This is a genomic window from Candidatus Binatia bacterium (assembly GCA_035631035.1).
GTDB lineage: Bacteria > Eisenbacteria > RBG-16-71-46 > SZUA-252 > SZUA-252 > DASQJL01.
This window is the reverse complement of record DASQJL010000073.1, coordinates 25,718-50,208: the sequence shown is the minus strand read 5'-3', so window position 1 is coordinate 50,208 and position 24,491 is coordinate 25,718. Positions and strand designations below refer to the sequence as shown.

The window sequence follows — 24,491 nt, the reverse complement described above, 5'->3', positions numbered from 1 at the left end:
CGCCGTCCGGGCTATAGCGAGGGCCCTTCGTCGTTCAGGAGGATGCGCCGGAGCAGCGCGACCGGCAGCGATCCCTCGGAGAGGATCCGCTCGTGGAAGTGGGCGAGATCGAACGAGGCGCCCTCCTTGGCGCGGACGTCGTCGCGGAGCTTTCGGATCTGCATGGCGCCGATCGTGTAGACGACGTAGAGCGGATCGAAGGCGGCGCGATAGGCCTCCTGCTGGGCGTTCGCGCGCTCCATGTGCGCGTGGTCCATGAAGAACTGCGTCGCCTCGTCCATCGTCATGCCGCGCGTGTGGACGCGGATCCCGACCTGGAGCCGGCAGGACCGGACCAGCGCCCAGCGGAGCATGCCGAACTCCTTCATGGCGTCGCCGCGGGCGTAGCCGTGATCGAACAGCGCCTCTTCGGTATAGAGGCCCCATCCCTCGGCGAAGGAGCTGCACCCCATCGTCTTTCGCGCGTAGGTCGGCGCCTCCCGCATGTAGAGCGAGTGCACGTAGTGGCCGGGGTAGCACTCGTGGATCGAGACCGAGGCGAGGGTCCACCGGCTGTAGGCCTGGAGATGCTGCTCGACGCGCGCCGAATCCCAGCCGGCGGCCGGAAGGGAGATGTTGTAGTAGGAGTCGCGCGCCTTCGTCTCGAGGGGGCCGGGCCCGTCGAACGAGGCGAAGGAGCGGCTCGCTTCGTACACCGGCGTCGCGCGCACCGTGAGCGGCACGCCGGCGGGGATCGGGATGAAGTTCGATTCGATGCAGTAGTCGCGGATGTCGTTGAGCAGCGCGCGAACCTCGTCGAGCAGCTTGTCCTTGGAGGGGTGGTCGCTGCGCATCATCCCCTCGACCATCTCGACCGGCGCGCCCGGCGCCACGCGCCCGGCCGCGTCCTCGTACCGCGCCTCCAGGCGGTAGAGCTCGCGCATGCCGATGGAAAGGAGCGAATCGATCGGCACGTCGATCATCTCTTCGTAGTGGAGCCGCTTCCGGAACGCGTCCTCGCCGAGCACGTAGCTGCCGTGCGCGTTCGGGATCAGCTCGTCGCGGATCCACTTCACGTAGGCGCGCGTCGCTTTCTGGGCGTCGAGCTTGGCCGCGTCGTATTCCTTCCAGAGCGCGGCGTCCTTCACCGAGGCGAACGCGCGGGGCACGTCGGTGTCGAGGTAGGCCACCAGCCCCTCGAGGTCCTCCGCGGAGAAGCGCGCGAGCAGCTCGGGGGGGTTCTTCACGTTGGCGCGGCCGTTGTCCAGCTGCCGCGGGACCTGGCGGAGCCGCGCGATCACCGCCCGGAGGCGCGTCTTGGGAGGCGCGAAGTTCCGCGCGATCAGATTCCCGATCCCCCAGCCGTAGCCGTAGGTGCCCGGATCCTTCTCCCAGTCGCGAAGCTCGGTCATCCGGAAGAGGCGGCCGTTGAGATCGCTGGCGAAGAGGTCGTAGTCGATCCGCGCGTCGGCGTCGAGCTTCGCCCTGTCGATCGTCGCGAGGGCGGCGAGCGCGCGGTGCATCGAGGCCGCCTCGGCGTCGATCGCGGCTTTCGACGTGTTCTCGAGCCGCGTGTCGAAGTCGTGGACGCCCATGTACGTGGCGTACGAGGGATTGGCGGCGAACCGCTCCCGCATCGACTGCTCGAGGAGCTTCTCGAAGCGGACCTGCTCGGCGCCAGGTGTTCCGGGCCTGGCTGCCTTGTGGGGCTTGGCAGCCGTGGTGGCCTCGGCGCGCGCGCCGGAGAGCGGCGCGGCAAGGAGAAGGAGCAGGGCCGCGAGGGACGGGACGAACGAACGGCGGATCATGACGGGCCTCCGGAAATGGGGTCGCCCGAGGCGCGCGTCCGCGGCCGGGGCCTGCTGAAGATCATCTGCATCGAGACGACGACCAGGAACACCGCGAACATCCGCGCGAGCGAGCGCCCCCCGATGCCCTGTGCCAGCACCGCGCCGACCAGCCCGCCGAGCGCTCCGCCGGCCAGAAGCCCCGGAAGGAGCTTCGCCGGCAGCTTCCCCCCGCGCGCGTAGGTGACCACGCCGACCAGCCCCACGGGCACGATCAGGAGGAGCGAGAGTCCCTGGGCGGCGTGCTGCGGCATCCGCTGCACCAGGGTGAGCACGGGGACCAGGATCGTCCCTCCGCCGATTCCGAGGAGTCCGGCCAGGAACCCGACGCCCAGCCCCAGTCCCACCTCGAACGGCCACGGCCAGGGCATCGCCGCTCCCAAAGGAATCGGCGGCGCCACGAGGATCCGGATCGCGGTCGCGAGGACGGCGATCCCGAACGCGCGGCGCAGCCAGAGCGCGCTCATCCGCGCGGCCGTGCGCGCGCCGGCCACGACGCCGGGGAGCGCTCCCGCGGCGAGGAGCGCCGCCAGGCCCAGGTCCAGCCGCTCGCGCGCCAGGTACGGAACGACCGCGACCGCCGCGGTCGCGATGATGAACGCGAGCGAGACCGCCTGCGCCTCGTGCTGCGGCTCGCGCATCACGTGGACCAAAAGCGGCACCAGGAGGATGCCTCCTCCCACGCCCATCATCCCGCCCAGGGCGCCGGCGGCCGCGCCGAGCGAAGCCGTCAGCAACAGCGGATGCCGTATCATGTCGTTCGGATGGCTAACCTAGCACACGCCGGCCCCCGGCTCGGCTGATGTTCTTTCTCGAGCGGCACCGAACCCGCCCGCGCGTCTACTGGACGCTCGGGTTCATCGGGGCGCTGGTGCTCGTCATCAACGGCACCGTCTTCTACTCCATCCGGACCTCCCAGGCGATGCTGGACGTGGAGCTGGGGAAGCGGCTGGAGGGCACCGCGCAGATCGCGGCGCTCCTGGTCCGGCCCGAGCAGATCCGCTCGCTCGGAGCGGCGGTCCGGGACTCGGCGGCCGCCGTTCAGGACTCGGTCACCGACTTCGTCGTCCAGATGGACGCGATCGAGGCCTCCGACAAGGTGCGCGCGGCCTGGAGCCGCCTGGCCGAGGGAGCGGAGGCGTCGAACGTCCTCCTGGTCGACCGTTCCTCCCACGTGCTGCTGCGCCTCAAGGAGCCGTTCGGCTTCGAGCGGGACGTGCTCACGCTGGACCCCGCTTCGCTCGCGACCGCTCTCATCGGCGAGCCTTCCCACTCGCCGCTCTACGAAAAGGACCGCCAGTACCTCCGGTCGGGCTACGCCCCGGTCGTGGACGAGGACGGCCAGGTGCTGGGCGCCGTCGTGGTGGAGGGGGGATCGCGCGCGTTCCGGCCGCTCGAGGCGATCCGGACGTCCCTGTTCGGAGCCGCCCTGTTCGCATCGCTCCTGATCGTTCTGATCTGGGCGGGGTATCAGAGGACGGTGGGGCATCTGAACCGGATCGAGGAGAACCTGCGCCACACCGACCTCCTCGCCTCGGTGGGACAGGTGGCCGCGGGCGTCGCGCACGAGATCCGAAACCCGCTCGCGGTGCTCCGGGGCGCCTCCCAGCGCCTCCAGAAGTACGAAAACCTGAACCAGGCGCAGCGGGCGGAGTTATTGGCGATGATCGACGAGGAGGTGAGCCGGATGGGCACCGTGGTCCAGAACTTCCTCGATCTCTCCCGGCGCCCGAAGGGAGAGTCGGTGGATTTCGAGCTCCGGCCGGTGCTGGAGCGCTCCATCGACATCCTTCGCGTGGAGCTGGACCGGTCCAAGGTGTCCCTGGAATACGAGTGGGACGCCCCGGAGATGATGGTCGAGGGAGATCCTTCGGCGATGCACCACGTCTTCCTGAACCTGGCCCTGAATGCGCGCGACGTCATGAAGGACGGTGGGCGTCTGCGCGTTCGGGTGCAGGGCAAGAAGGGGGAAGCCCGCATTCAGTTTGAAGATACCGGCCCGGGGGTCCCCAAGGCGATCCGGAACAAGATCTTCGAGCCGTTCTACACGACGCGGGCGACGGGGACTGGCCTGGGACTGGCGTTCGTGGATCGAATCGTCACGGAGCACGGCGGATCGGTTACAGTGGGGAGCGCCCCGTCGGGGGGCGCCCTGTTCGAAATTCGTCTGCCGGCCGAGGCCTTGTAACGGATGGCGCAACGCACCCTGGAACGCATCCTGGTCGCCGAGGACAAGGAGAACCTCTGCCGCCTCATCGAGGCGACGCTCTCCGAGGCCGGCTACGACGTGGCCGTCGCCCTCGGCGGCGACGCCGCCATCCACGAGCTGCAGGCCCGCCCCTTCGATCTGGTCGTCTCCGACATGCGGATGCCCGGCGCGAGCGGCGCCGAGGTCTTCCGGCACGCCCGTTCCCTGGCCACCCAGCCCGACGTGATCCTCATGACCGCCTTCGGCGACGCGCGCGAGGCGGTCCAGATGATGAAGGAGGGGGCGGCCGACTACATCCTCAAGGACAACCTCCTCGAGGAACTGCCGGTCCGGGTGCGCCAGGTGCTGGACCACCGGAAGCTCCGCCAGGAATCCACCGTGCTGCGCGGCCGGATCGAGAGCCTTCAGGAGCAGATCCACCTTCACCGCTTCGAGACGATCGTGGGATCGAGCCCCGCGATTCGCGAGGCGCTGAACCTGGCGCAGCGCGTGGCGCCCACCGACGCGAGCGTCCTGCTGACGGGCGAGAGCGGGACGGGGAAGGAGGTCTACGCGCAGGCGATCCACGCGGCGAGCCATCGCTGCGAGGCTCCCTTCATCCCCGTGAACTGCGGCGCGCTCCCCGAGACCCTGCTCGAATCGGAGCTGTTCGGCCACGAGCGGGGCGCCTTCACCGGCGCCATCCGGACCAAGCCGGGGCGCTTCGAGGTGGCCGACGGCGGGACCGTCTTCCTCGACGAGATCGGCGAGCTGCCGCAGAGCATCCAGGTCAAGCTGCTGCGCTTCCTGCAGGACCATATCTACGTCCGCGTCGGAGGCGAGGAGATGCGGCGCGCCGACGTGCGGATCCTGGCCGCGACGAACCGGAACCTCGAGGACATGATCCACGACGGGCGCTTCCGCGAGGATCTCTACTACCGGCTGAACGTCTTCCCGATCCGGCTCGTCCCGCTGCGGGAGCGGCGCGAGGACATCCACCCCCTGGTGAACCACTTCCTGATCCACCAGGAGCGGACCCCCGACGCGCTCGCGTCCGAGGCGCTGGAATTCCTGGTGAACTACGACTACCCCGGGAACATCCGCGAGCTGCAGAACCTGATCGAGCGTGCCTGTATCCTGGCGGGGAAGGGGCCGATTCTCCGATCCCACTTCCCGCACGACCGTCCGCGTGCCGCCCACGACGGCGCCGACCTCCTCTCCATGGGACTCAGCCTGGACCAGATGGAGCGGAAGATGATCCTCGAGGCCCTCGAGCGGGCGCAGGGGAACAAGACGAAGGCGGCATCACTCCTTGGCATCTCCCGCCGCGCCCTCTATTCCCGGATGGAGAGCCACTCCATCCCGATCGGCGCCGCCGAGCCGGAGCCTTCGGAACAGGGATAGGTGGTGCTGTGCCGTGGCGCACCCCGGCATGGCGAACGGCCATCGCTCCGCGCGCTCCGGACCGTTCCGTACAGACGAAGGTACGTTCCCGTCCATCGGCGCTCGACCCGGACCCCGGCCTCGCATCGCCATGGCCGCGAACGCCCGGGGTAACTTCATCCTGTAAACGAGGTTTGGCACCCGTTGCCGATTCGGACGCGGTAACCCTATACGTGGCGTGCCGTTTGCATCGTTTATTCCCGCCATGCCGGAACGATCGATGGATGCCGACCGAACAGCCCAGCCTTGACGCGAGGACCCATGCGCCGCGAACACGCCCGGATTCTGCCTGCTCTTCTGGCTGCCGCGGCCCTGTTCCTGCCGGCGTCCTCGCCTTCGGCGCTTAGCACCGACGAGCTGTACGGCCCCTACCTGCCGCCCGCCTCCTCGTTCGGCCCCGCCCCCAGCGCCCAGCGTCTCACCGAGGGAGACCGCGTGGCGCGCGAGATCCTGCGCACGGACGCCATGATCGCCGGCTCGGAGGGGCGCGTGCGCCGGAGCGCCAGCGACAAGTCGCGCTCGGACCTGCGTAACGCGCGGGAGCGCCAGACCGAGGCCCGCGAGGCGAGCGGGCAGAGCTTCTACGCGCGCGCCAACCGCCTCACCCTCGAGGCGCGCGCCTACTTGAAGAGCGCCTTGATCCAGGCCGGCCCGCCCGAGAACGACCCCGAGGTCGTGGGGCGCGCGCTGGACCAGACCGACGACGCGCTGGAACGGGGGAAGGACATCGTGGAAGCCGCCTCCTCGTCGCGCCAGCGCCTCATGCTGAAGGGGCTTCAAGAAAGGCAGGAGAACGCGCGGCGCCTCTACAAGAACGGCTACGTTCGGGGCGCCTTTGGGCAGACGCGCGACGTGCGCAACGGCGTCGTCGACCTGCTCCGCCAGTGCGCGGACCTGCCGGTCCCGCGGGACACGGCGCGCCGCGCGCTTCGCCGGGCGGAGCGGGTGTTGGTCGAGACGAGGAAGGAGATGGGGTCGAGGCCGGCAGCGCGGGCGCTGCGCCTGGAGCGCGACGCCGAGCTCCAGCTGGCCCGCGCGCGCGATTCCTTCACGAGAAACGCCTACCGCGACACGCTGCTCCACTCGAAGCTGGTCGAGCGCCATCTCCAGCGGGCGATGGAAGCCAACCGGCTCGCGACCAACCAGAGCGACTGAGGCTCGCTACGAGCCGAGCCGCACCGCGGCGACCGTCACGTCGTCGGCGAGCTGGGCGGGTCCGCTGAACTCCTGGATGCGCGCGATCAGCCGCTCGACCAGGGTCTCGGCCGGCAGATCGCGCGAGGCCTGAAGGAACTCCACCAGCCGCTCCTCCCCGAACTCCTCGCCGAACTCCTCGCCCGCCTTCGCGGGCGCCCGCGCTTCCGTCACCCCGTCGCTGTAGGCGACCAGCAGATCTCCCGGGCGGAGCGCGATCGTGCCTTCCTCGTACTCGGCCTCGGGGAACATGCCCAGGAGGAGCCCGCCCGCGTTCAAGGTCTCCATTTCCCCCGAGGCGCGCATGACGTACGGCGGGTTGTGGCCGCCGTTCACGTAGTTCACCGCGCCGCTCCGGGTGTCGATCCGCGCCACGAAGAGCGTGACGAAGCGGAGCCCGCGCACGCTGTGGTGGATGGAGCGGTTCAGGCGGGCCATCACGTCGGCCAGCGGGCGCCCCGTCTCGACCTGCGCGCGCACGGAAGCCTGGAGGTTCATCATCAGCATCGCGGCCGCCATCCCCTTGCCGGCCACGTCGCCCAATCCCACGACCAGGCACCCGTCCTCGGCGGGGATGAAATCGAAGTAGTCGCCGCCGACGTCGAAGGAGGGGATGTTCTTCCCGGCCACCACGACGATCCCTTCGCGGACCGGCTCGGGCGGAAGCAGGTTCTGCTGCATCGTCGCGGCGCGCCGGAGCTCCTCGGCCAGCCTTCCCGCGCGCTCCACCGCCTCGTACTGCTCCGTCTCGCGCACCTTGACCGCGGTCAAGTGCGCGATCAGCGTGAGCAGGCGGAGGTCGCTCTCCTCGAAGGGCGCCGGCGCGGCGACGTTGTCGACGTAGATGAGTCCGAGCACCCGGTCGTCGTGCCAGAGGGGAGCGCACATCGCCGAGTGGATCCGCTGCTGGATCACGCTCTGCTGTTCCCGGAAGCGGGTGTCGCTCTGCGCGTCGCCCGTGAGGAGCGCCTGCTTCTGCTCGATCGCGGCGCGCGCGATGCTCCGGCTGACCACGATGTCCCCCTCACTCCCGGCCGCCTGCTTCACCGCCTTGGCGACCAGCGCGTCAGAGTTCGGATCGCGCAGGAGAAGGGCGGTGCGGTCCGCGCGCAGCACGTCGCTCGCCAGTTCGACGACGAACGCGAAGAGCTCGTCCACCGTGCGATGGGCGAGGAGCGCCTGGCCTACCTTGTCGATGGCGCGCAGGAACGCGCCCACCCGCTCGGGAGCCAGGCCGGCCCCGAGGGAGCGGGTGTCCACCCCGGTCTCGAACTCCTCGACCTTGATCGACCGCAGGGTGGCCGGCCCGGCCACGTCGGCCACGCGCGCCGTGACCTGGCTCCCGCTCGCGGAGAACGCCACCTGGAAGTTGCCGAGCTGGAGCATGTCGCCGGGCGTCAGCGGGGAGGCCTTCTCGATCCGGCGGCCGTTCACCTTCGTCCCGTTCTTGCTCCCCTGGTCCTCCACCCACCAGGAGCCCTCCCGGTGGAAGATGCGCGCGTGCTCGCGCGAGACCGAGGCGTCCGTCAGGACCACCGTGTTCTCGCGGGAGCGGCCGAGCGTGACGGCCGACGCCGGATCGAGCGCAACCCGCTCGCCTTCGGTGCCGCCCCGCCGGACGACAAGGTACTGGCCCTCACCATGCATGCGCGGTAGTCTCCAGCCTTCACCCCTCGGAATCAACACGGATCGGGAGGAATATGGCGCGCGACACCCGCACGATACGCGCCGCGGCGCTGGAGGCGCTCGGCAGTTTCCGTTTTCACGAATTCGCTCCCTTCGCCTGGATCCTCGCGGCGGAGCTGGTCGTCCTGTTCCTCGCGATGAACCTGGGCACGGCGTGGGGCATGGCCTCCGCCGGATGGCTCGCCAACCGCATGACCGGCGACCGGGTGCTCCACTACCCCATCTTCTACGCCTTCCTGCCGACGCTGATGACCAACGTCGAGGCCGTGCTCTATGCGTTCGCGGGGAGCGTGCTGATCCCGCTGGCCCTGATCCGGGTGCTGCGGCCGATCGATCCGGCGGCGTTCCCCGCGACGGCGACGGGTGCGCGGCTCAAGCAGGCGTTCTTCGCCGTGCTGGTCGCGGCCGTGCTGTGCGAGGCGCTGATCCTGGGATGGCAATTCGTCCTCAACCAGCCGGCGGTGCTGAAGGCCATTCGGGCCGTCCTGCGCAGCGGTTTCGCCAGCTCGATGGGCGTCACCGTTCTCGGAATGCTGGTCGGGTATGCGATCTGGAGCCTCTTCGTCTACATCCCCGTGACGGCAGTGCAGCCGGGGCGGGGCTTCGGGAGCGCGTTCGGCGGGGGACTTCGGGAGGGGCTCGCGAACTTCTTCCCGACCTTCCTCGTGGTGATCGGGCTCTCGCTTCCCGCCGCGGCGATCCTGCTCGTTCTACAAGTGATGGGGTCGTTTCTCGTGACCCAGATCCGCCCCGAGATCATCGGCGTGCTGATCGGCCTCTATGCCATCCTCAGCATGCTCGCGACCTTCTTCATCTATAGCGCGGCGGCGCGCTTCTACCAGGCCCGCCAGGCGGAGGCGTCATGACGACCCGCGCGGACGTCCGTCTCCTGCTGCTCCTCACAACGGCGGTCATCGCGGCGGGGTGCGGCACGGCCGACCGCCGTGCCGAGCGGTACCGTGTCGAGCAGGCGATCTACCAGGCGAAGAAAGCGGAGACCGAGGCGTTTCTGGGGAGAAGCCATCCCGACTCCGTGGGCCTTCTTCGTCTCCGCGGGGACTATCTACGCGTGCGCGATGCCGCCCACCCTCCATTCCTGCGGGGAAGCGACCGGGAGAAGCGGATCGGACGGGAAGCGCTTCAGCTCGTGGCCGCGGCGCAGACGCAGGCCGCGCGATTCGCCTCGATGGCGAACCGTCCGGACCTCGCGCTCGAAGATGGGCGTTGGATGGAGCAGCACGCCGAAGGCGACACGATGACGCTGCGCCAGGCGGACTTCGTCGCGGCCGGGACGCTCCGCGCGTTGGGCCGCACCAACGAAGCCGTGGAGCGGATGCGGGCGATGCTCCGCCGCTACGAGCCCGTGCCGCCGCCCAAGGGGACATCGCAGGAGGACGAAATCCTGGGTGTGCCCGAGCTCATGGCGCAGCTGCGGCGGGAACGTGGCGACGAGGCGGGCGCGCAACGAGAGCTGGACTATGGCAACGGCTATTTCAAAGGTCTTCTCGAGAAGCCACGCGAGCCGATGCTCGAAGCCCTCATCCGCGCGCGGATCGTACGCACCGATCTCGAGCTCCGGCGATCGCCCGACGCCTTGGAGCAGGTGACCGCCCTCGAGAAGTTGGTGGCCGCGCATCCGGATCTCAAGGCGCTCACGCCGGAGCTGCGCTATTCGCGCGCCAAGATCGAGCTCATGTCGCACCCGACCGATCCTCGTGGGATTGCCATGCTCGACGCGTTTGCGCGTGAGTTTCCGAAGCACAACCTCGCGCCGCGGGCGCTGTTCGACGCGGCCGTGTACCGTGAGGGGAACAAGCAGTTCCCTGCCGCGCTGGCCACCTATCGCGAAGTCGTCGCCCTCTACCCGCGCAATCTGGACGTGGCACCCGCCGCGCTCTTTCGGGAGGCGATGCTCGAGGAGCAGACCGGCGCATGGGACCAGGCGAAAGCGACGCTGGAGTCGATTCCCGTGAAATATCCGCGCACTCAGGCCGCGGTGGAGGCGCCGATCACGATCGCGACGCGTTACGCGGCGCGTGGGGATCAGGCGGCGGCCGCCGCCGCACTCGCTCGCGCAATCACGGTCTACGAGAGCATGATCGTCACCGATTCAACCTCCGTCTTCGCCCCCCTGTGCCGGTACAACATCATCCGGGGGCACCTGGTCCTCAAACAATGGGACAAGGCGTTGGCCGCCGTGGATGACATGGCTGCACACCATCCGCGTAATCCCTATACGGCCCAAGCACTTGTGGATGGTGCCCGCGTCGCGGCGGCCAACGGGCAGCGGGACCGGGCGGCGGGATATCTTCAGCTGTTCCTGGAGAATTTCCCCAATTCGCCGGCGCTGGCAGAGGTCCGACAGCAAAAAGACGCCCTAATGCGCTAGACACGTCGGGCCTGCCTGACTATCCTCATTGGGTAGTGCAATCCAAACGGTCCGTGAATTTTGCAGTTGATTCGCACGGTGTCACCTGCTACAATCTGTTTGCTCAGGTGTAAGCGGTTTTTTCCAGCGCCACTTTCCCGGCCTGGGGGGGTTGTACCGGGAGTGCGGCGTTAAGTCCGGTGGCGTGGGCATTCATCCCCGACTGTTCGCGCAATGCATCTAGGGGGTTACCGAATGATTCGTAAGGTGCTCTTCCTCGGCGCCGCGGGGCTACTCCTCGGCGCGTCGGCGGCGTTCGCGTTTCCGCCGATCGATCTCACCACTCAGGACGCGACTGCGACGTCCGCCGACGGAACGATCTGGACTCAGCTGAGCACGGATCCGACCGGCACGGGCGTGTACAATCCGTTCCTCCGTCTCCACAACTCCCCGACCGAAGAGGGGTTGAACACGGACGGCAACGCGAATGCAACGTATGACGACGTGGGCGGCATCTGGACCCACAGCGTCACGCTGGGCCAGCTCGCGGTGATCAACGTTGGCGGCGTGAACTACTACCAGTTCAGCGTCGACATCAACGAGGTCGCTACGGATGGCAAGCAGTACCTCTCGCTCGACCAGCTGAAGATCTACACGCTGGCGGGCTCCGGTTCGCTCACGTCGACGACGGACGTGGTGAGCGCGGGTGGCGTGCTCCGGTACAACCTGGATGGCACGACCGATCAGACGGTGTACTTGAACTACAATCTCAACACCGGTAGCGGTGGCGACGATGCTCAGGTGCTCATCCCGACGTCGTACTTCGCCGGTGCCAGCTCCACGGATCAGATCTACTTCTACACCCAGATGGGCGCTACGACGGGAATGGAAGCTGACCTCACCTCCGACGATGGTTTCGAAGAGTGGTCGGCCGCTCTTGGCACGGCTCCTCCTCCGCCGTCGCTTCCCGAGCCCAGCACGGTCATGATCCTCGGAACCGGACTCCTTGGTCTGGCCGCGACCCGGATGCGCAAGAAGTAAGCTCGAAAGCAAAGTCGGTACTCCCCGGCGAGGCGGTGCTTCTCACCGCCTCGCCGCTTTCTTTTCCCCCCTCGAGTGTGGTACCATTCCGGGACAAGCTATCTACATTAGCCGCTTATAATTACCATCGGTTCCGGAGGGACCGGAACCAGGGGGGCTCCCTTGAAAGAGTTCCAAACGAGCCAGATCCGTAACGTCGCACTCGCCTCGCAGCACGGCACCGGAAAAACCTCCCTCGCCGAAGCCTTCCTCTGGCGCACCAAAGTCACGACGCGGCATGGCCGGGTCGAAGACGGGACCACCGCGCTCGACTTCACGGCGGAGGAGACCCATCGCAAGATCTCGCTCAGCCTGGGCGTCGCGCCCATCGAATGGCGCAACCACAAGATCAACCTCATCGATACGCCGGGCTACGCCGACTTCGCGGGTGATCTCGTTGCGGGACTGCGCGCGGCCGACGGCGTGATCCTCTGCCTCAAGGCCCCGGCGGGCGTCGAGGCCGGGACCGAGGCGGTGTGGGAGAAGATCGAAGATCGCGGGTGCGCGACGCTGGCGGTCATCACGCAGATGGAGAAGGAGCACGCCAACTTCGCGGGCGCGCTCGCGCGCGCGACCGAGCGCCTGGGAAAGCGCTTCGTCGCGGTGGCGTGGCCGATCGGACAGGCGGAGTCGTTCCGTGGCATCGTGGACCTCGCGTCGCACAAGGCGTTCTTCTTCGAGAAGGACGGCTCCTCCAAGGAAGGCCCCGTCCCCGCGGAGATGGAGGCCGAGATCGGCCAGGCGCGCTCCGCTCTCGTGGACGCCGCGGCCGAGGCCGACGACACGCTGCTCGAGAAGTTCCTCGGCGGCGAGGAGCTCTCCGTCGAGGAGATCCACAAGGGACTCCGTGAGGGGGTCTGCGCGCGCTCGTTCGTGCCGGCGGTACCGGTCGCCGCCTATCCGATGCACGGGATCGATTTCGCGCTCGACACCATCGTGGACCTGATGCCCTCGCCGTCCGACTGCGGCCCCGTGGTGGGGACGAAACCGGGCAGCGCCGACAAGGTCGAGTTCCCTGCCGACGCCGCCGGGCATCTCGCCGCGATCGTCTTCAAGACGAGCAGCGAGAGCCACGCCGGCGACCTCTCGATGATCCGCGTCTTCTCGGGGACGCTGGCGCCGGGGAAGGAAGTCTGGAATTCCAGCGCACAGCGCGCGGAGAAGATCGGGCAGCTCTTCACCATCGTGGGCAAGGACCGGAAGGACGCGGCCACCCTCCCCGCGGGCGACATCGGGGCGGCGGTGAAGCTGCGCGAGACGCACACCGGCCAGACCCTGTGCGACAAGAACCATCCCATCGTGCTCGCGCCCGTCCCGTTTCCCGGCGCGACCAACGAGGTCGCGATCGCGCCCAAGCACAAAGGGGAAGAGGAGAAGATGGGCTCGGGCCTCCACAAGCTGCGCGAGGAAGACCCGACCATCCACGTCCGCGTCGAGGGCGACCTGCACCAGACGGTCCTTTCGGGGCTGGGCGACCTCCACATCGACGTGCTCCTCGAGAAGCTGACGCGCCGCTTCGGCGTGCACGTCGAGACGGCGAAGCCGCGGATTCCCTACCGCGAGACCATCCGGAAATCGGTCAGCAAGCAGGGGCGGCACAAGAAGCAGACGGGCGGCCGCGGCCAGTTCGGGGACGTCCACGTCCGCTTCGAGCCGTTGAAATCCGGGAGCGGGTTCGAGTTCGTGGACGAGATCGTGGGCGGCTCCGTCCCGCGCAACTTCATCCCCGCCGTGGAGAAGGGGATCGTCGAGGCGATGCACGAGGGGGTGCTGGCCGGCTACCCGGTCGTGGACTTCCGCGCCGCGCTCTACGACGGCTCCTACCACACGGTGGATTCGTCGGAAATGGCGTTCAAGATCGCCGGCGCGCTCGCCTTCCGGGAGGGGGTGCGGGAGGCCGGCCCCGTGCTGCTCGAGCCGATCGTGGAGATCGTTGTGCGCGTGCCCAAGGATTTCGTCGGCGCCGTCACGGGCGATCTGTCATCCAAACGGGGGAAGATCCTCGGCATGGACTCGGAGTCGCGCTACGACCAGATCCGGGCGCACGTGCCGCAGGCCGAGCTGTACAAGTACTCGACGCACCTGCGCTCCCTCACCCAGGGGCGCGCTTCGTTCCACACCAAGTTCAGCCACTACGAGGAAGTGCCGCGCGAGCTGGCCGACAAGGTCATCGCGCAGGCCAAGGCCGACAAGGAAGCGATGGCCTCCGCCTAGCCGGCCAGGGAGTATGACACCCATGGATCTTCATCTCGCCTCGCACCGCGGGCTCCTCTGTCCTGCGATCCGACGTTCCCGAGCCGCTCTCGGCGGTCTCGCCCTGCTCCTTCTGGGGATCTCGCCGCTCGCCTCCGCTGCTTCCGCTGCCCCGGCCCCCGCGCCCGACGCGCGGTCGAAGGCGGCGCGCGCCGAGGCTCTCGAGCGGAGCTCCCGCTTCACGCCCCCCGCGCCGCGCATGCAGCCGGTGCTCAGCGCGTCGGCGGTCGCACGGATCGCCGCCGAGGGGCGCACCGCGCTCTGGGTCGTATTCACCGACAAGGCAGTGTTCGACGAGCGCTCGTTCGGCGCGGCCGTGCGCGACGCCGGAGCGCGGCTCACCGAGCGCGCGCGGGCCCGCCGCGCGAAAGAGCAGGGGGGCCAGTACGCGCCCGATTTCGACGACGTCCCGGTGCCGGCTCGCTACGTCGAAGCCGTCGCCGCGACGGGGGCGGGCGTGCGGCACGTCTCCAAGTGGATGAACGCGGTGAGCGTGATGGCCAACGACGGGGAGGCGCGCCGGATCGCGACCCTTCCGTTCGTGCGCGCGATCCTGCCGCTTCAGTATTCCCGGCCCATAACGCCGGTCTCGGAAGGGCCAGCCATCGAGGGCGCGCCGAGCACGGATGAGCACGGGGCGGCCCCGGCTCCCGGCGCGGCTCGCGCCTCGGCCCTGAACAAGCCGCCCTCGACCGGCTACGGCCCGTCAATCACCCAGCTCACCAGCATCAACGTTCCCGCCGTTCACGATTCCGGATACAGCGGCGCCAGCGTGATCCTCGCGATGTTCGACACCGGCTTCAACAAGAGCCACACGGCGACGATCCAGCTCAAGCGGATCGCCGAGTGGGACTTCGTCTGGGAGGACAGCGAAACCGCCAACCAGATCCCGCCGGACGCCTCGGGACAGTGGGACCACGGGACCGGCACGTGGGCGGTGGCGGGAGGGTACTGGATCAATAACCTGATTGGCCCCGCGTACAACGCGACGTTCGCGCTCGCGAAGACCGAGTACGTCCCCACCGAGACGCATGCCGAGGAGGACAACTGGGCTGCGGCGGCGGAATGGGCCGACTCGCTGGGTGTGGACGTAATCTCGTCGTCGCTGGCGTATCTCGATTTCGACCCGGGGCAGACGGACTACACCTGGAACGACCTGAATGGGCATACGACCATCGTGGCGCAGGCGGCCATCCTCGCGGCCCGTCGCGGCATCGTCGTGGCCAACGCCATGGGGAACTCCGGACCCGGCGGACGCACCCTCGACAGCCCTGCCGATGCCGACAGCATCCTCTCGTGCGGGGCGGTAGACACGAACAACGGCATCGCCAGCTTCTCCAGCCGCGGGAACACCTCGGACGGCCGGATCAAGCCGGAGGTGGTGGCCCAGGGCGTAGGCACCTACTGGGCGGTCGCTAGCAACAACGTCGCCATCGCGCAGGCGAATGGCACGTCGCTCTCGACGCCGCTCGTCGCAGGCTCCGCGGCGCTGGTGCGCGAGGCGCACCCCGAGTGGACCGTCGCCCAGGTTCGTCAGGCCCTGATGACAACGGCGGACCGCGCCAACATCCCCGACAGCATCTACGGGTGGGGCCGGATCAACGTCCAGGCCGCGATCTGGTCCTCGTCCCTGGGCGCGCCCGTCTTTCCCCGCCCGTTCAATCTCCTGCTTCCGTCGAACAACACGACCGTGACCACGACGCCTTTGACCCTGCGCTGGCGGAGCACCACCGATCCGCAGAACGAGGCGTTGACCTATACCGTGACCCTTCGCAATCTCACGACGAACCAGGTGGTCTTCAGCAAGACCACGACCGACAGCTCGGCCCAGGTGGCGAACTACCTCGGCCCGAGCACCACCTACGAATGGAGCGTCGTGGCCACCGATGCCCTGAGCCATGGGCGAAGCGCGCGCGAGCCGTTCCGCTTCACGACCGGCGCGACCACCGACGTGGCGATACCGCCCTCGGCGGCGGGCGTCGTGCTGGGGCAGAACCGCCCCAATCCGTTCCTCCGCGCGACCGACATCCCGTTCACGCTCGCGGGCAGCGGCGCCCCGGTGGCGGCCGACCTGCGCGTCTTCGACGCGCGGGGGCGCCTGGTCAAAACGCTGGTCGATTCCGATCAGGCGACCGCGCGGCAGTACCTGATCCGCTGGGACGGTCGCGACGAGGCCGGACGCCCCGCGGCCGCGGGGATCTACTTCTACCGGCTCCGCGCGGCGGGACGCGAGCTGGTGCGGCGTCTGGTGCTGGTGCGTTGATCGCTTCACGCCCGGGCGCGACGATCGGCCGGGGCGACGCGGAGTCTTAGACGTACAGGGGGGAACGCGGCATGTCGGGTCATTCGAAGTGGGCGACCATCAAGCGGAAGAAAGCCGCGACGGACGCCAAGCGAGGGAAGATCTTCACGAAGTACATCAAGGAGATCATCGTCGCCGCGCGCGCCGGTGGCGGGGATCAGAACGCCAACCCGCGTCTGCGCACCGCCGTCCTCGGCGCCAAGTCGGTGAACATGCCGCAGGACAACATCGAGCGCGCCATCAAGAAGGGAACCGGCGAGCTCGAGGGGGTGAACTACGAGGAGGTGACGTACGAGGGCTACGGCCCCGGCGGCATCGCCATCCTCATGGACTCCCTCACCGATAACCGGAACCGCACCACGGGCGAGCTCCGGCATATCCTGACCAAGGCGGGCGGACGGATGGCCGAGGCGGGGGCCGTGCAGTGGATGTTCCACGCCAAGGGGCAGATCGTCATTCCGCGCTCCGCGATCGACGAGGAGTCCCTCATCGAGCTCGTCCTCGACGCCGGCGCCGAGGACGTCGCCACCGACGACCCCGAAACGTACGAGATCATGACGCCGCTCCCGCAGTTCGAGTCGGTGAAGGCGGCCCTGGCGAAGAAGGGGATTGTCACGACTTCCGCCGAGATCGCCAAGGTGCCCCAGAACACGATCGCGCTGTCCGAGAAGGATGCCGAACAGGCCTTGAAGCTCATGGAGGCGCTCGAGGACCATGACGACGTCCAGCGGATCTCGTCCAATCTCGACATCTCGGACGAAGTCCTCACCAAGTTCCAGCAGTAGCGCCGCCGCGGCAGCGGCCGAGCGCGCACCCGCTCCGGCGGTCGGGCGCGCACCCGCTTCGGCGCCCGCGGCGGGGCGGCGGATTCTCGGGATCGACCCCGGCAGTCGCGCCACCGGTTACGGGCTGGTGCGCCTCGAGGGCAGCCGCGTCCACTACGAACGCTCCGGCGCCATCGCGCCGCGGGCCTCCCTCTCCTTTGCCGACCGTCTCGTCGCCGTGCACGACGCCCTGGCGCATCTGCTCGGGGAGCTCGCTCCCGACGAGGTCGCCGTCGAATCGGCCTTCGTCCGGAAGAGCGCCAAGGCGGCGCTCCAGATCGGCCATGTGCGGGGCGTCGTCCTCCTGGCCGCGCGCAAGAGCGGGGCCGCGATCTACGAGTACACCGCGCCCGAGGTGAAGATGGCGGTGGTGCGGCAGGGCGCGGCGGCGAAGGAGCAGGTCGCGTTCATGGTGCGCCGCCTCCTTCCCGGCGTGGGCGCCGTCACCGAGGACGAAGCCGACGCGCTCGCGGTCGCCCTCTGCCACGCGCACCGCTCGCCGCTGGTCACGTCGGCGAGGGTCGCGATCCCCATCCGGAGGTTTTCCCGGTCATGATCGACGCCCTGAGCGGAACCCTCGTCTCCAAGATGCCCACCTCCGCTGTCGTGCGGATGGGGGGCATCTCGATCCGGCTCCACATCTCGGTCTCCTGCTTCGAGACGCTCCCCGCGGTCGGCCAGACCCTGTCCCTGCTCACCTATCTCCACGTACGCGAGGACGCGCTCCAGCTGTACGGCTTCGCCGACCATGTCGAGCGGGAGCTGTTCGAGCGGATGATCTCGGTCTCGGGGATCGGGCCGCGGCTGGCGGTGGGCATCCTGAGCGGCGCCACCGCCTCGCGCGTGCGCGAGGCGCTCCAGGCGGGGGACGCGGAATTCCTCCAGACGCTGCCGGGCGTGGGGAAGAAGCTGGCGCAGCGCCTGGTCGTGGAGCTCTCCGAGAAAGCGCCGGCGCTCGGCGGCGCGGCGCCCGCGGCCGCCGGAACTCCGGGCGCGCTCGGCGCGCACACGACCGTTGCGTCCGACGCGGCCGCCGCGCTGGCCGCGCTCGGTTTTTCCCGGAGCGGCGCCCTGGGCGCGGCCCAGGAGGCCGTGCAGGAGCTGGGCGCGGGCGCCACCGTGGAGAGCGTCGTGCGCCGGGCGTTGCAGCAGAAGGTGCGCTAGCCTAGGCTTCACCCGTTCCCGATGACGTCCAGCCAGGCCGCCGGTTCACCGGAGTGCCAAATGCCCCGACCCGCATCGCCCGAGCCGAAGAAGCGCCGCCTCCCCGGGCCCGCGCCGTTGCCCGTTCCCGGGCCCGAGCGGGAGCGCGTGACCGATCCCGAGCTCCTCGGGAACGACCGCGAGCTGGAGGGGAGCCTCCGCCCCCGGCAGCTCTCCGACTTCACGGGGCAGGACGGCCTGCGCGAGCAGCTCCGCATCGCGACCGAGGCGGCGCGGGCCCGCGGCGAGGCGCTCGACCACATCCTGTTCCACGGACCCCCCGGGCTGGGGAAGACGACCCTCGCCTCCATCCTGGCCGCCGAGATGGGCGTTCCCTTCGTCCAGACCTCGGGGCCGGTGCTGGAGCGCGCGGCCGACCTCGCCGGCATCCTCACCAATCTCGACGAGCGCGGCATCCTCTTCATCGACGAGATCCATCGGATGAATCCCGTCGTGGAGGAGTATCTCTACCCCGCCATCGAGGACTTCTGCCTGGACATCATGATCGACCGGGGACCCAGCGCGCGCAGCGTGCGGATCGATCTCAAGCGCTTCACGCTGGTGGGCGCGACCACGCGCACCGGGCTCCTGAGCGCGCCGCTCCGGGGCCGCTTCGGCCTCTCCGCCCGGCTCGACTACTACTCGCGCGACCAGCTGACCCGGATCATCCGCCGGTCCGCAACCATCCTGGGCGTCTCCATCGACGCCGGGGGGGCGCAGGAGATCGCCTCCCGCGCCCGCGGGACGCCCCGGGTCGGCAACCGCCTCCTCCGGCGGGTCCGGGACTATGCCGAGACCCGGGCCGACGGGACGATCACGTCCGCCGTGGCCCAGGCCGCCCTCGCCCTCCTCGAGGTGGACGCCCGCGGCCTGGACGACATGGACCGGCGGATGCTGGAGGCCATCGTCGTGAAGTACGGCGGCGGCCCGGTCGGCCTCTCTACGATCGCCGTGGTCGTGGGGGAGGAGCCGGACACCCTGGAGGACGTCTACGAGCCCTACCTGATCCAGGAGGGCTTCCTGAAGCGGACCCCCCGCGGGCGGGAGGCCACCGACCTGGCGTTCGCCCACCTGGGGCGGTCCCGGGCGACGCCCGGCGCTCCCAACCCCGAGGGACAGCAGCGGCTGGAAGGCTTCTAGAGGGGGGCCCTTTTTTCGAACGAAATCACCCCCCTGCACGCTTGTAACTTTACGCTTCTCCTCCGCTGGTCGTATTCTTACCATCTGGCGTCCGCTTTCGGAATATCCGCACTTCGGAAACGACTCGGTTTTCTCGCCAAGGAGAGGACCTCACATGAGTACCGCGACATCGGTGGGCCGCATTCCGGAGATCGTCCAGCGCTACGAGCGCGAGCTTCTGGCCGACTGGATCCAGCTTCAGATTTCCGCGCTGGGCTATCAGCGCGACCGAGCCCGCGAGGACGAGCTGACGGACCAGTCGCGCCGGTTCCTCAGCCATTTTGCGAGCAGCCTGCAGGGCGGCGCCTCCACCGACATCCGCACCCCCGCCTGGGGCGAGACCCGCGAGTTCCTGACCGACCTTTCGCGCTCGCGCGCCATCCAGGGCTACTCGCCGACGGATACCGCCGTCTTCGTCTTCTCCCTGAAGCAGCCGCTGTTCGCCCGGCTCCGCCACGAGCTGGGGCGCGACTCGGACCAGCTCGCCGAGCAGCTCTGGACGGCGTCCCTGATCCTGGACCAGCTGGGGCTCTACACGACCGAGCTCTACATGAAGAGTCGCGAGGAGCTCATCCGGAGGCAGGAATCGGAGATGGTCGAGCTCTCGACCCCCGTGGTCGAGCTGTGGGAGGGGGTCCTCGCCCTGCCCGTCATCGGCACCCTCGATTCGACCCGGGCGCAGACCGTCATGGAGAACCTGCTCCAGAAGATCGTGGAGACCGGCTCCTCCTACGCGATCATCGACATCACCGGCGTGCCCACGGTGGACACGCTGGTGGCGCAGCACCTGTTGAAGACGATCGCGGCGGCGCGGCTGATGGGCGCCGAGTGCATCATCAGCGGCATCCGCCCCCAGATCGCGCAGACGATCGTGCACCTGGGCGTGGAGCTGCAGGGGGTGGCCACCAAGTCCACGCTCGCGGACGCCTTCGCCATCGCGCTCGCGCGGCGGGGCCTGACGGTCGCGTCGGTGGACGGCGCGGCCCCCCGGAACGGCGGCGCGCCTCCTCCTCGTCCGTCGCGCTGAGGAACGGGACCATGGAACGGATCCCGATCCTCAAGATGGGCGACTGCCTGCTCGTCACGATCCAGGTCGACATGCACGACCGGCTCGCGATGACCCTGCAGGACGATCTCACCTCCCGCATCGCGGAGGCGCATGCGCGCGGCGTCGTCATCGATATCTCCTCCCTCGAAGTGGTCGACTCCTTCATCGGGCGGATCCTCGCCAACATCGCCGCGATGGCGCATGTTCTGGATGCCGAGACGGTGGTGGTCGGCATGCGGCCGGCCGTGGCGATCACCCTGGTCGAGCTGGGCCTCTCGCTCCCGGGGGTGCGTACCGCCCTGAACGTGGAGCGAGGCATGGACCTGATCCGCGGCGACGGCGCCGCGGGATCCGCGGAGCGTTCGCGTGGCCGTACTCAGGGATGAGGCCAAGGAGATCCGCACCTCGCAGGACGTGGTCGGCGTGCGCCAGCTGGTGCGCGAGTGGGCTGTGTACGCGGGCTTCAGCCTGGTGGACCAGACCAAGATCGTGACCGCCGCCAGCGAGCTCGCGCGCAACACGCTGACCCACGGCGGGGGCGGGTCGATGCGGCTCGAGGCGCTGAACGACGGGAACCGGCGCGGCATCCGGGTGGTGTTCGAGGACCAGGGGCCGGGGATCCCCGACGTGGAGCAGGCGCTGCGCGACGGCTTCACCACGGGCGGGGGGTTGGGTCTGGGACTGGGCGGGGCCAAGCGGCTCTGCCACGATTTCGAGGTCACCTCCGAGCCGGGCCGGGGCACCCGGGTCGCGATCACGCGATGGCGGTGATCGAGACGCAGGCGATCCCGGTCCGCGAGATGAGCCAGGCGGGGCAGGTTCGCCGGGCGGCGGCGGTGCTGGCCGAGAGCATCGGGTTCGATTCCGAGGAGACCGGCCGCGTGGGCCTGGTGGCGACGGAGGCGGCGACGAATCTCGTGAAGCACGCGCAGGGGGGAGAGATCGTGCTCTCGACCGTGAGGGAACCGGAAATGCGGGCCGTGGAGATCGTCGCGCTCGACCGCGGCCCCGGCATCCGCGACCTCGATCGCGCCCTGCGCGACGGCTTCTCGACGAGGGAGGGGAGCATCGGAGGCGGCCTCGGCGCCATTCGCCGGATCGCCACCTGCTTCGATCTCTACAGCGGCGAGACGGGCACCATCCTGTTCGCCAGGGTGGGGGCCGAGCCCCGGGGCGACGCGAGCGCCATCGAGGTCGGGGCGGTCCAGGTCCCCTGCCCCGGCGAGGAGCTCTCCGGGGACGCCTGGGCGGTCGCCCATCGCCCCGACCGCACGCTGGTCCTGGTCGTCGACGGTCTCGGGCACGGCGCCGACGCGCATGCCGCCTCCTCGCTGGCGGCGCGCCTCTTCCTGGAGCACACCGACGAGGGGCCGGTCTCGATCCTCGAGCGCATCCACGAGGGACTCCGCGCCACGCGCGGGGCCGCCGGGGCCGTGCTCGAGCTGGATCTTCAGGAGCGCGTGGGCCGCTTCGTGGGGATCGGCAACATCTCCGCCTCCGTGCACGCTCCCGGAGAGCAGCGGTCGATGGTCTCCCACCACGGCGTCCTGGGCCACTCCGTTCGCAAGGTTCACGAGTTCGTCTATCCCTGGCCCCGGCGCGCCCTGGTCCTGCTCCACACCGACGGGATCGCCACCCACTGGGACCTCGCCCGGTATCCTGGACTCCAGCATCGCCATCCGGCGGTCATCGCCGGCGCTCTCTACCGCGATTTCGGCAGGGGGCGGGACGACGCCACCGCCGTCGCGCTGCGGGAGGCCGCGTGAGCAGCCGCATCCTCTCGCTCGCCCTGCGCCAGGAGGTGGACGTGGTGCTCGCGCGCCAGCGCGCGCGGCGGATCGCGGGTCTCCTCGGATTCGACGGACAGGATCAGGTGCGGATCGCCACCGCCGTCTCGGAGATCGCGCGGAACGCGGTCGCCTACGCGCAGCAGGGGATGGCCGAGTTCCGGGTCGAGGGAGTCACGCCGCCCCAGGTGTTCACGATCCGGGTCACCGACACGGGGCCGGGCATCCGCCGGCTGACGGAGATCCTCGAGGGGCGCTACCGCTCCACGACGGGCATGGGAATCGGCATCTCCGGCGCGCGGCGCCTGATGGACCAGTTCAGCATCGTGTCCGATCCGGCGCAGGGAACGACCGTCACCCTGAGCAAGCTCGTCCCCCCGGGGCGGCCGCTCGTGAGCCCGGCGGAAATCGTCGCGATCGCCGAGTCGCTCGCGAAGGAAAAGCCGCAGGACGCCCTCGGGGAGATCCAGCGCCAGAACCAGGAGCTGCTCGCCACCATGGCCGAGCTGGAGCAGCGCCAGGAGCAGCTCCTGGTGCTGAACCGCGAGCTGGAGGACACCAACCGCGGGGTGGTCGCGCTCTACGCCGAGCTGGACGAGAAGGCCGACCATCTGCGCCGCGCCGACGAGCTCAAGTCGCGCTTCCTCTCGAACATGACGCACGAATTCCGCACGCCGGTGAACTCGATCCAGGCGCTTGCCTGGATGCTCCTCGAGCGCACCGACGGCCCGCTCACGGCGGAGCAGGAGCGGCAGGTTCAGTTCATCCGGCGCGCCTCCAGCGAGCTGTCGGAGCTGGTGAACGACCTGCTCGACCTGGCCAAGGTGGAGGCGGGGAAGTCCGAGGTGCGCCCCACCCTCTTCGAGGTGTCGAACCTCTTCGGGGCCCTGCGCGGCATGCTCCGGCCGCTCCTCGTCACCACCTCGGTCGCCCTGGTCTTCGAGGAGCCGGAGGAGATCCCGCCGCTCCATACCGACGAGGGAAAGGTCTCGCAGATCCTGCGCAACTTCATCTCGAACGCGCTCAAGTTCACCGAGCAGGGCGAGGTCCGCGTGCGCGCGCGCCTGGTCAACGGCGGAGGGAAGATCGCGTTCGAGGTGTCGGACACCGGCATCGGGATCGCGCCCGAGGACCAGGAGCGGATCTTCCAGGAGTTCACGCAGATCGACAGCGCGATCCAGCGGAGGGTCCGCGGCACGGGACTGGGGCTTCCCCTCTGCCGCAGGCTGGCCGAGCTCCTGGGCGGATCGGTTTCCGTGCGGAGCGAAGTGGGCGCCGGATCCACGTTCGTGGCGGAGATCCCGGTCTCCTACGCGGAGCGCGACAGCGTGGCCCTGGATTCCTGGCACCCGATGCCCGGGCGCCTCCCCGTACTCGTGGTCGAGGACGCGCCCGAGGAGGCACTTCTCTACGAGAAGTACCTCTCGGCCGCGGGCTATCAGGTGCTCCACGCCCGAACGCTGCGCGAGGCGCGCGAGGCGCTGTCGATCATGAGCCCGGCGCTGATCCTCCTCGACGTCCTGCTGCGCGGCGAGGATACCTGGGCCTTCCTGACCGAGCTCCGGCGCCGTCCGGATACGGGAGCGACGCCGATCCTGATCGTGAGCACCGTCGAGGATCAGGCCAAGGGAGCCGCGCTGGGAGCGGACGCCTACCTGATCAAGCCGATCGACCGCCAGCGCCTGATCCGGCAGATCTCGTCCATGACGGGAGACGTCGTCATGCGCCGCGTGCTGATCGTGGACGACGAGGAGATCTCGCGCTATCTGATCCGCCAGAGCCTGACGGCGCCGCACGTCGAGGTGCTCGAGGCCGCCACGGGAGCCGAGGCGCTCCACGTCGCGGGCTCCGGGCAGGTCGGCGCGATTTGCCTCGATCTCCGGATGCCCGACCAGGACGGCGAGGAGGTTCTGCGCCGCCTGAAGAGCGATCCGATGACGCGCGAGATTCCCGTGTTCGTGGTCACGTCCAAGGCGCTCGGGGAAGGCGAGCGCGACCGGCTCCTCGAAATGGCCGCGGGCGTGATCTCCAAGGAAACACTTTCCCGCGAGCGCATCCTGCCGCGCGTCGAAGAGGCGATGCGGCGGACGGCCGCCGCGTAGGAGCGATC

Annotated in this window: 20 protein-coding genes; 17 read left to right on the top strand and 3 right to left on the bottom strand. The window is 69.2% G+C overall.

The annotated features are described in order from the left end of the window. Positions 1 to 11: 11 nt before the first annotated feature. Together VE326_08005 and VE326_08000 are read right to left on the bottom strand one after the other, a co-directional pair. The gene (locus VE326_08005) at positions 12 to 1,787 is read right to left on the bottom strand and encodes a DUF885 domain-containing protein (protein ID HYJ33147.1); all 1,776 of its coding nucleotides are present in this window, start codon (positions 1,785 to 1,787) and stop codon (positions 12 to 14) included. Beyond that, complete coding sequence (locus VE326_08000; GenBank protein ID HYJ33146.1) at positions 1,784 to 2,581, bottom strand: sulfite exporter TauE/SafE family protein; 798 nt, start codon at positions 2,579 to 2,581, stop codon at positions 1,784 to 1,786. The genes VE326_08005 and VE326_08000 overlap by 4 nt, the downstream gene beginning before the upstream one ends. Positions 2,582 to 2,628: 47 nt before the next feature. Between VE326_08000 and VE326_07995 the strand changes: the two genes are divergently transcribed. The 3 genes from VE326_07995 to VE326_07985 all read left to right on the top strand — a co-directional run bounded on the left by VE326_07995 (position 2,629) and on the right by VE326_07985 (position 6,612). Then, complete coding sequence (locus VE326_07995; GenBank protein HYJ33145.1) at positions 2,629 to 4,014, top strand: ATP-binding protein; 1,386 nt, start codon at positions 2,629 to 2,631, stop codon at positions 4,012 to 4,014. A 3-nt stretch (positions 4,015 to 4,017) separates the two neighbouring features. Next, a complete protein-coding gene (locus VE326_07990; protein ID HYJ33144.1) occupies positions 4,018 to 5,418 on the top strand; it encodes a sigma-54 dependent transcriptional regulator in 1,401 nt (466 codons plus the stop codon). A gap of 300 nt (positions 5,419 to 5,718) precedes the next feature. Beyond that, positions 5,719 to 6,612 carry a hypothetical protein gene (locus tag VE326_07985; protein HYJ33143.1) on the top strand — a complete coding sequence of 298 codons (894 nt, stop codon included), beginning with the start codon at positions 5,719 to 5,721 and terminating at the stop codon, positions 6,610 to 6,612. 6 nt (positions 6,613 to 6,618) lie between these two features. On the opposite strand, the gene VE326_07980 is transcribed toward VE326_07985, so the two are convergent. Then, positions 6,619 to 8,298 carry a SpoIIE family protein phosphatase gene (locus tag VE326_07980; GenBank protein ID HYJ33142.1) on the bottom strand — a complete coding sequence of 560 codons (1,680 nt, stop codon included), beginning with the start codon at positions 8,296 to 8,298 and terminating at the stop codon, positions 6,619 to 6,621. Between the two features lie 53 nt (positions 8,299 to 8,351). Here VE326_07980 and VE326_07975 point away from each other — a divergent pair, with 53 nt between their 5' ends. From VE326_07975 to VE326_07910, 14 genes are all read left to right on the top strand, one after another. Beyond that, complete coding sequence (locus tag VE326_07975) at positions 8,352 to 9,203, top strand: hypothetical protein (protein HYJ33141.1); 852 nt, start codon at positions 8,352 to 8,354, stop codon at positions 9,201 to 9,203. A 203-nt stretch (positions 9,204 to 9,406) separates the two neighbouring features. Then, positions 9,407 to 10,726 carry a tetratricopeptide repeat protein gene (locus VE326_07970; GenBank protein ID HYJ33140.1) on the top strand — a complete coding sequence of 440 codons (1,320 nt, stop codon included), beginning with the start codon at positions 9,407 to 9,409 and terminating at the stop codon, positions 10,724 to 10,726. A gap of 234 nt (positions 10,727 to 10,960) precedes the next feature. Next, entirely contained in the window at positions 10,961 to 11,746 is a 786-nt protein-coding gene (locus VE326_07965) for a PEP-CTERM sorting domain-containing protein (GenBank protein HYJ33139.1), read from the top strand. Between the two features lie 162 nt (positions 11,747 to 11,908). Next, on the top strand, positions 11,909 to 13,999 hold the full coding sequence (gene fusA, locus VE326_07960) for an elongation factor G (protein ID HYJ33138.1): 2,091 nt from the start codon (positions 11,909 to 11,911) through the stop codon (positions 13,997 to 13,999). 22 nt (positions 14,000 to 14,021) lie between these two features. Continuing rightward, complete coding sequence (locus VE326_07955) at positions 14,022 to 16,301, top strand: S8 family serine peptidase (GenBank protein HYJ33137.1); 2,280 nt, start codon at positions 14,022 to 14,024, stop codon at positions 16,299 to 16,301. Between the two features lie 71 nt (positions 16,302 to 16,372). Next, positions 16,373 to 17,125 (top strand): YebC/PmpR family DNA-binding transcriptional regulator, encoded by a 753-nt coding sequence (locus VE326_07950; GenBank protein ID HYJ33136.1) that lies wholly within the window; start codon positions 16,373 to 16,375, stop codon positions 17,123 to 17,125. Between the two features lie 82 nt (positions 17,126 to 17,207). Next, positions 17,208 to 17,720: a crossover junction endodeoxyribonuclease RuvC gene (ruvC, locus tag VE326_07945; GenBank protein HYJ33135.1), complete on the top strand. Its 513-nt coding sequence runs from the start codon at positions 17,208 to 17,210 to the stop codon at positions 17,718 to 17,720. Beyond that, positions 17,717 to 18,328, top strand: a complete 612-nt coding sequence (ruvA, locus tag VE326_07940; GenBank protein ID HYJ33134.1) for a Holliday junction branch migration protein RuvA — start codon at positions 17,717 to 17,719, stop codon at positions 18,326 to 18,328. Before ruvC ends, ruvA begins: the two co-directional genes overlap by 4 nt. A gap of 60 nt (positions 18,329 to 18,388) precedes the next feature. Continuing rightward, a complete protein-coding gene (ruvB, locus tag VE326_07935; GenBank protein ID HYJ33133.1) occupies positions 18,389 to 19,507 on the top strand; it encodes a Holliday junction branch migration DNA helicase RuvB in 1,119 nt (372 codons plus the stop codon). 154 nt (positions 19,508 to 19,661) lie between these two features. Then, a complete protein-coding gene (locus tag VE326_07930; protein ID HYJ33132.1) occupies positions 19,662 to 20,573 on the top strand; it encodes an STAS domain-containing protein in 912 nt (303 codons plus the stop codon). 11 nt (positions 20,574 to 20,584) lie between these two features. After that, positions 20,585 to 20,980: an STAS domain-containing protein gene (locus VE326_07925; GenBank protein ID HYJ33131.1), complete on the top strand. Its 396-nt coding sequence runs from the start codon at positions 20,585 to 20,587 to the stop codon at positions 20,978 to 20,980. After that, entirely contained in the window at positions 20,961 to 21,365 is a 405-nt protein-coding gene (locus tag VE326_07920; GenBank protein ID HYJ33130.1) for an anti-sigma regulatory factor, read from the top strand. The genes VE326_07925 and VE326_07920 overlap by 20 nt, the downstream gene beginning before the upstream one ends. Then, positions 21,356 to 22,360, top strand: a complete 1,005-nt coding sequence (locus tag VE326_07915; GenBank protein HYJ33129.1) for an ATP-binding protein — start codon at positions 21,356 to 21,358, stop codon at positions 22,358 to 22,360. Before VE326_07920 ends, VE326_07915 begins: the two co-directional genes overlap by 10 nt. Continuing rightward, a complete protein-coding gene (locus tag VE326_07910; protein HYJ33128.1) occupies positions 22,357 to 24,483 on the top strand; it encodes an ATP-binding protein in 2,127 nt (708 codons plus the stop codon). Before VE326_07915 ends, VE326_07910 begins: the two co-directional genes overlap by 4 nt. Positions 24,484 to 24,491: the final 8 nt, after the last annotated feature.

Coding starts and splice junctions, on each gene's coding strand:
- VE326_08005 (HYJ33147.1), bottom strand. CDS start 1,787: ATGATCCGCCGTTCGTTCGTCCCGTCCCTCGCGGCCCTGCTCCTTCTC.
- VE326_08000 (HYJ33146.1), bottom strand. CDS start 2,581: ATGATACGGCATCCGCTGTTGCTGACGGCTTCGCTCGGCGCGGCCGCC.
- VE326_07995 (HYJ33145.1), top strand. CDS start 2,629: ATGTTCTTTCTCGAGCGGCACCGAACCCGCCCGCGCGTCTACTGGACG.
- VE326_07990 (HYJ33144.1), top strand. CDS start 4,018: ATGGCGCAACGCACCCTGGAACGCATCCTGGTCGCCGAGGACAAGGAG.
- VE326_07985 (HYJ33143.1), top strand. CDS start 5,719: ATGCGCCGCGAACACGCCCGGATTCTGCCTGCTCTTCTGGCTGCCGCG.
- VE326_07980 (HYJ33142.1), bottom strand. CDS start 8,298: ATGCATGGTGAGGGCCAGTACCTTGTCGTCCGGCGGGGCGGCACCGAA.
- VE326_07975 (HYJ33141.1), top strand. CDS start 8,352: ATGGCGCGCGACACCCGCACGATACGCGCCGCGGCGCTGGAGGCGCTC.
- VE326_07965 (HYJ33139.1), top strand. CDS start 10,961: ATGATTCGTAAGGTGCTCTTCCTCGGCGCCGCGGGGCTACTCCTCGGC.
- VE326_07955 (HYJ33137.1), top strand. CDS start 14,022: ATGGATCTTCATCTCGCCTCGCACCGCGGGCTCCTCTGTCCTGCGATC.
- VE326_07950 (HYJ33136.1), top strand. CDS start 16,373: ATGTCGGGTCATTCGAAGTGGGCGACCATCAAGCGGAAGAAAGCCGCG.
- ruvA (HYJ33134.1), top strand. CDS start 17,717: ATGATCGACGCCCTGAGCGGAACCCTCGTCTCCAAGATGCCCACCTCC.
- ruvB (HYJ33133.1), top strand. CDS start 18,389: ATGCCCCGACCCGCATCGCCCGAGCCGAAGAAGCGCCGCCTCCCCGGG.
- VE326_07930 (HYJ33132.1), top strand. CDS start 19,662: ATGAGTACCGCGACATCGGTGGGCCGCATTCCGGAGATCGTCCAGCGC.
- VE326_07925 (HYJ33131.1), top strand. CDS start 20,585: ATGGAACGGATCCCGATCCTCAAGATGGGCGACTGCCTGCTCGTCACG.
- VE326_07915 (HYJ33129.1), top strand. CDS start 21,356: ATGGCGGTGATCGAGACGCAGGCGATCCCGGTCCGCGAGATGAGCCAG.